Raw genomic sequence first — 1,660 nt, 5'->3', positions numbered from 1 at the left:
GGCGGATTTGCTAATATATAATCTGCTCTCAAATCCTTAAATTGGTCATCTGTGAAGGAATTCCCCAGCCTTATATCCGCCTCAATGCCCCTTATTGCAAGATTCATTTTACACAGCCTATAAGTGGTTGGATTGGACTCCTGTCCATAGATTGAAATATCTCCTTTCTTGCCTGCATGAGCCTCTACAAAGCGTATGCTCTGGACAAACATGCCTCCAGAACCGCAGCATGGGTCAAAAACCCTGCCATGAAGAGGCTGAATCATTTCAACAAGAAGTTTGACAACACTTGAGGGTGTGAAGAACTCGCCACCTCTCTTGCCCTCTTTTCTGGCAAATTCGGAAAGAAAATACTCATAAACTCTCCCTAAAACATCCAATTCCTCATTTTTACCAAAATTAATGCTACCAATTAAATTGACAATTTCACCAAGAGTGTGCGGATCTAAAGGCGCTTTGGTGTATACCTTTGGAAGAACACCTCGTAGCTGCTTTGGATTCTCTTTCTCAATCAAATCCATAGCGTCATCAATAAGTTTTCCTATATCGCTTCGCCGAGCATTTGCCATAATATACTCATATCTTGCCTCAGGAGGAACATAGAATACATTAGCAGCCATGTATTCATCTTTGTCTTCCAAAATAAGTTGCGCTTCTTCTTCAGAGCCGCAATAATATTCTTCGTTTTTAGGATCTTTTATTAAATACTCCAACTCCTCTTGTCGAAATTTAAATGCATCGGAAATATATTTTAAAAATATAAGTCCAAGGACAATATGTTTATATTCCGACGGTTCCATATTATTTCGCAATCTATCGGCTGCTGCCCAAAGGGTTGAAGCAAAGTTTAACACTCCATCGTTATTCTGACCCATTTCCTTTTTCACTCCCCTAAATGTTATTTTGTTTTAATAAAATTAGTTTTTTGTTCTTTCTTCTCCATAACACGGAAATAAGTATAAACCATATTTCTCAGCAAGCGACTAATAGTTACATTGTAGCGTTGTGCAAGGTTTTTGATATACTCAAGCTCTACATCGGAAACTTTTATATTAACCATTTTTCCTACCCTCGATTGAAAAGTATAGTCTTCCAATAGCTGGTCGGGATGGAAATTATAAAGTATATACATAATCATCTTGGCACGGGTAGAAGCTATTTGGTTTTCAACTGCATATTCCTTTAGTTTCTTATGCATTGCTGGACTCACTAAAGCCCATATTTGATGAGGCTTTCTCACGAAACAAATCCCTCCCTCTCTTTAATTATAGCACAATGTATAATAAAATTCATCAAGTTTTTTTAGATTTTTCTTTAAACTTCGTGAGCAGTAAAACCATTTTAGAGCCTACAAAATGCTTAATTCCCAAAACTATATTTATTGCGATATTGCAAAAATCTTTAAAATTACATTTTTAGACTAACCTCAACGAATTATTTGGCTTTATCCCAAGTATACTAAGTTTTTCTTTATAATAATAATGTTTTTTACTGCTAAACAATAAATAACCTCCATGCTTGCACCGTTTCTAAAATCGTATTTATTATTTCTGCTCTCGTTTTTCTCAATTGGCTCTTCAACCTCTTCAGTCTTTTAATACGGGCCAATACACCCTGGCCAATGTAAAATCTAAGTGAACAGAACTGTGTATAGCTTCGG

General features: G+C 36.1%; 2 protein-coding genes. Both read right to left on the bottom strand.

The genetic code is table 11. From position 1 onward, the window contains the following. Positions 1 to 875, bottom strand: an 875-nt coding sequence (locus tag PLH43_RS13645; protein ID WP_324364032.1) for a class I SAM-dependent DNA methyltransferase, incomplete at its 3' end; no start/stop codon positions are given. A 23-nt stretch (positions 876 to 898) separates the two neighbouring features. After that, positions 899 to 1,240 carry a hypothetical protein gene (locus PLH43_RS13640; RefSeq protein WP_013412880.1) on the bottom strand — a complete coding sequence of 114 codons (342 nt, stop codon included), beginning with the start codon at positions 1,238 to 1,240 and terminating at the stop codon, positions 899 to 901. Positions 1,241 to 1,660: the final 420 nt, after the last annotated feature.

It is taken from the genome of Acetivibrio sp. (genome assembly GCF_035371925.1).
GTDB lineage: Bacteria > Bacillota > Clostridia > Acetivibrionales > Acetivibrionaceae > Hungateiclostridium.
Note: the sequence above shows the minus strand (reverse complement) of the source record. Positions and strands in the feature narration are given on the sequence as shown.